This window comes from Kribbella sp., assembly GCF_035687465.1.
Taxonomy (GTDB): domain Bacteria; phylum Actinomycetota; class Actinomycetes; order Propionibacteriales; family Kribbellaceae; genus Kribbella.
In genome coordinates this window covers 1-4,577 of record NZ_DASRXP010000522.1, presented here as the reverse complement: position 1 = coordinate 4,577, position 4,577 = coordinate 1, and the positions used below count along the sequence as shown (strand labels likewise).

Sequence of the window (4,577 nt, the reverse complement as noted above, 5' to 3'; positions counted from 1 at the left end):
CCTCGGCGATCGGGGTGGCGAAAACCTCACGCAGCTTGGCTTCCGCGGTCGCCGACTGTACGCCGAACACCAGGCGATCCGGGTGCAGCGTGTCGTCGACGCCGTGCGCCTCGCGAAGGAACTCGGGCTGCCAGGCGATCTCGATGCCCTGGCCGGCCGGGGCCTCGGTGTGGAACCGCTGTTCGACCAGCTTCGAAGTACCGACCGGGACGGTGGAGCGGCCCACCACCAGGCAGGGTCGCGTCAGCAGTGGCGCGAGCATGTCGACGACCGAGTTCACCTGGGCGAGGTCGGCGGCGTCGCTGCCCTCGAGCTGCGGCGTGCCCACGCAGATGAAGTGCACGTCGGCCCAGTCGCCCACCTCGCGGTAGTCGTTGGTGAACCGCAGCCGGCCGGAGTCGGTGTGCTTCTTCAGCAGCGGATCCAGGCCCGGTTCGTACAGCGGGGCCTTGCCGTCGTTCAGCAGCTTCAGCCGGTGCTCGTCGATCTCGACGCCGATCACGTCGAAGCCGAACTCCGCCATGCCCGCGGCGGTGTTGGCGCCGAGGTAGTTCGTGCCGATCACCGCAATGCGCAGCGGTCGACCGCTGGGGGTGCCTTCAGTCATGCGGGCGACTCTACCGATCAGGGTTAGCACTCGATGACCGGCTCATGGCCGGGCGCGGTCGGACCGTGCGCCGTTCGTCACTTTCCGGGGCCGACGGCTCCCCGCGGCGGACGATCCGTCGTACATTGATACCCGTGAGTAACTCATTCGACCTGTACGCGCTGTCCGAGGAGCACCAGGCGATCCGGGCGGCGGTTCGCGACGTCTGCGACGCCAAGGTGGCCCCGCATGCCGGTGATGTGGACGAACTCGCCGAGTTCCCGAAGGCGTCGTACGACGCGCTGGTGGCGTCGGACTTCCACGCCCCGCACATCCCCGAGCAGTACGGCGGCGCCGGGGCGGACGCGCTCGCCACAGTCATCGTGATCGAGGAGGTGGCTCGCGCCTGCGCGTCCTCCTCGCTGATCCCCGCGGTGAACAAGCTCGGCTCGTTGCCGTTGCTGCTCTCGGCATCGGACCAGGTCAAGGACCGCTACTTGCCGCCGGTCGCGGCCGGCGACTCGATGTTCTCGTACTGCCTGTCGGAGCCGGAGGCCGGTTCGGACGCGGTCTCGATGAAGACGCGGGCCGTGGCCGACGGCGACGAGTACGTGCTGAACGGCGTGAAGCGGTGGATCACCAACGCCGGTGAGAGCGACTTCTACACGGTGTTCGCGGTGACGGATCCGGATGCGCGGTCCAAGGGCATCAGCGCGTTCGTGGTGGAGAAGTCCGACGACGGCGTCTCCTTCGGCGCCCCGGAGAAGAAGCTCGGCATCAAGGGCTCGCCGACCCGCGAGGTGTACCTCGACAACGTCCGGATCCCGGCCTCCCGGATGATCGGCGACCCGGGCACCGGGTTCGCCATCGCGATGGCGACGCTGGACCACACCCGGGTGACGATCGCCGCGCAGGCACTCGGGATCGCCCAGGGTGCACTCGACTACGCGCTCGGGTACGTCAAGGAGCGCAAGCAGTTCGGCAAGGCGATCGCCGAGTTCCAGGGCCTGCAGTTCATGCTCGCCGACATGGGCATGAAGATCGAAGCCGCCCGCCAGCTCACCTACGCCGCAGCGGCGCGGTCGGAGCGAGGCGACTCCGACCTCACCTACTTCGGCGCCGCCGCCAAGTGCTTCGCCTCCGACGTCGCGATGGCGGTCACCACGGACGCCGTCCAACTCCTCGGCGGCTACGGCTACACCCACGACTACCCGGTCGAGCGCATGATGCGCGACGCCAAGATCACCCAGATCTACGAAGGCACCAACCAGGTCCAGCGCATCGTGATGGCCCGCCAACTCCTCAAGGGCCTCAACTGAGGTCAGGATCAGGTGCTGATCTTGAGCTTCGCCGACGTCACCAGCTCGGCTAGTTGGGTGTTGGTGAACACCGGTCGTGTCAGCGGCGATCGCTTGGGGTCGTCACTCCGCTTGGCCTGCGCGAGGTACACGACGGTGCCGTCGTCGTGCCGGTAGGCGGCCCACTGATCGTAGGAGCCGCGACCATTGGTCACCACGCCGACCTTCTTGCCGTCGACGTCCACGATGGTGCAGGTACCGGTTCCATCCCAGAACTTCTGCGCCAGCTTGCAGGGGTCTATGGCCGGTTTGCCGTCCGGCGTTGTCGACTTCACCAGCAGCTTGCCGACCGTGTCGTCTTTCTGCACCGGGATGGTGGCCATGTACTCCCAGTAGTCCTGCTCCCCGTCACTGGACGCATACTGCCCCTGCGGCCATCTCATCGAGCGACCGTCCGGGTACTTCAGGTTCGGCGTGCTGAATCCCGGCGGCACTGACGAGCTGAGGTCGTTCATCAGCGTCACGGCCCGCTCGGCGCGGGGACCCGTGGTCGCCGTGCGGTCCACCTGGCCGTCCGGCCACGGGTCACCGGTCTTCCGCGTCGTCGGCGCCACCGTCGGCGTCACCGTGGGCACCGGCTGTGTCGTGCTGGTGCCGCCCGCCACCTGCTGATCCGCCGACCGGCCACTGGCGTAGTTCGCGATCAGCACGGGACCGGCCCCGACGCCGGCCACCAGCGGCACGACGGCGGCCCCGATCCACACCGCCCTGCGCCGCTTGCGCGCCCTGCGGCCCTGCTCGAGCGCGCGCGAAGGATCCATCGACGGTGGCGGACTGCTGCGCGTCATCACGTCGTGCAATGCCTCGTTGAAATCCTGTTCGTTCATCGAACCCTCTCCTCTTCGAGCAGACCGCGCAGCGTCTCCAGCCCGCGCGCGGCCTGGCTCTTGACATTTCCTGCCGAGCAATCGAGGAGTGCGGCCGTCTGCTCGACGGACGCGTCCTCCCAGTACCGCAGGACCAGAACGGCGCGTTGCCTCGGTGGCACCTTCGCGAGTGCCTCCAGCAACACGACTCGTTCGTCGGCAAGGCCAGACGATGGCGCCGCCCGATCGGTCGGCGGAGTCCCGACCGACTCGTGCCGGAACCACCCTCGGCGCCGCTCGGACAAGAACGTCCGCACGAGTGTCTGCCTGGTGTAGCTGTCCATCGCCTCGTGCCGCTGGATCCGGCGCCACGCCAGGTAGATCTTCGTGAACGTCTGCTGAACCAGGTCCTCCGCGCGATGCCAATCGCCACAGAGCAGGTATGCCGTGCCGCGCATGGCGTCCGAGCGTGCCGCGAAGTACGCCTCGAACGCGGCGTCCCGATCACTCATCTGTCCTCCCCCTCCTCGGTACTGAGTTAGACACGCCTCCGAGGGCTGAGTTGGTTGCATCCGCCGCCAAACCTGGGCATGGGTCCGGCCAGTTCGACTGGCTACTGGGCTAGGTGGGTTTGGGATGAACGTGTTTGAGCACGTAGAGGTTCGGGACGGCGATCCTTCTGAGTTCCTTGCCGGTGGTGAGGCTGTACTGCGCCAGGCCGTCGGGGTGTCCGGCCCAGATGTCGTTCGCGGTGCCCAGCGCGAGTCCACGAGTCTGTCCGTGGGTCGGGATCTGCCGGCCGCCTGCCACGATCACCAGCCGGTCGACGCTGACGACGAGGCTGCCTGAGGGTGTGATCAGGACGCCTGGTTTGCCGTCCTGCCTGGTCGCTGCGAACGAGTAGGCTCGCTTGACCGCGAGGTGATCGGGATCGATGTCGACTGCCCGGGCCGACAGGGAATGGACCACGGTGAGTCTGTCGCCGGAGGGGGACAGAGCGATCCCGTGCACGCCTGGGCGCCCTTGCCCGAAAGGCGCGGGCAGGGCGATGCGCTGGGCCCAGCGCTTACGGAGGTCGAGGCAGTGCACGAAGGCGATCGCATCCCCCTCGTGTGAGCAAAGCGTGAACAGCATCTCGCGCCGCGGATCGACGATGCGTTCGATCCGGTGAGCGTGCATCTCCTCCGTCGCCCCGGTCGGCAGTTCCCGGGTGAGGACAGCGTCCATTTGGCGGGTCCTCAGGTCGACCACGCGCGGGAGGTACCGCTCTGGACGGGCTGCCGGCACGTAGTCCAGAACGTGGAGATAGTTGCCGTCGGGCGAGAAGGCCTCGGGCTCGATGTTGCCGGGGAGATCCAGGCGGACGCGCTCGCCGCCGGGCTGCGAGACGACGACCGTCGTGCGCTCCCGGCCCTGCGGATCGTGCAGTCCGTAGATACCGGCGCCGCCTGGGGGTACCGAGGCGACCAGGGGGCCGTTCGCAGACACGATCCGTGGCGCCAGGCGGCCACGAAGTGTGGTGCCTGACAGCACCTGCCCGGAGGCCAGGTCACGAACCACCACGTGGGTACCGGTGCCGTCCGCCGAGGCGGTGACCACATGCCGCCAATCAGGTGTGGAGGTGGCCACGCTGGTCGGCGGCACGACCACCCGGGCGTCCTGGTCGAGCACCTTCACGCCGTCCTTGGTCGTCAAGAAGATCAGATAGCCACGCTCGCCGGCGGGAGTCGGCGTTGGAGTTGGAGGAGTAGTCCGCTCAGGAGTCGCGGTCTTCTCGGTCCGACCTGTGCAGTTGCCCAGGACCGACAGGCCGGCCGCCGCACCGGC

The 4,577-nt window shown here is 68.0% G+C and carries 4 protein-coding genes and 1 pseudogene; 1 reads left to right on the top strand and 4 read right to left on the bottom strand.

Features of this window, described 5'->3' with window-relative positions; genetic code table 11:
• Nucleotides 1-607: pseudogene (locus VFG33_RS27790) on the bottom strand (UDP-glucose 6-dehydrogenase); the annotation flags it as partial.
• A 134-nt stretch (nt 608-741) separates the two neighbouring features.
• Between VFG33_RS27790 and VFG33_RS27785 the strand changes: the two are divergent.
• The gene (locus VFG33_RS27785; protein ID WP_325055921.1) at nt 742-1,905 is read left to right on the top strand and encodes an acyl-CoA dehydrogenase family protein; all 1,164 of its coding nucleotides are present in this window, start codon (nt 742-744) and stop codon (nt 1,903-1,905) included.
• Between the two features lie 8 nt (nt 1,906-1,913).
• Here the strand turns inward: VFG33_RS27785 and VFG33_RS27780 are convergent, their stop codons facing one another.
• The 3 genes from VFG33_RS27780 to VFG33_RS27770 form a co-directional block, all read right to left on the bottom strand.
• Nucleotides 1,914-2,771 carry a hypothetical protein gene (locus VFG33_RS27780; protein WP_325055920.1) on the bottom strand — a complete coding sequence of 286 codons (858 nt, stop codon included), beginning with the start codon at nt 2,769-2,771 and terminating at the stop codon, nt 1,914-1,916.
• A complete protein-coding gene (locus tag VFG33_RS27775; protein WP_325055919.1) occupies nt 2,768-3,262 on the bottom strand; it encodes a SigE family RNA polymerase sigma factor in 495 nt (164 codons plus the stop codon). The genes VFG33_RS27780 and VFG33_RS27775 overlap by 4 nt, the downstream gene beginning before the upstream one ends.
• A 109-nt stretch (nt 3,263-3,371) precedes the next feature.
• Nucleotides 3,372-4,577: hypothetical protein (locus VFG33_RS27770; RefSeq protein ID WP_325055918.1), on the bottom strand; the 1,206-nt coding region annotated here is incomplete at its 5' end.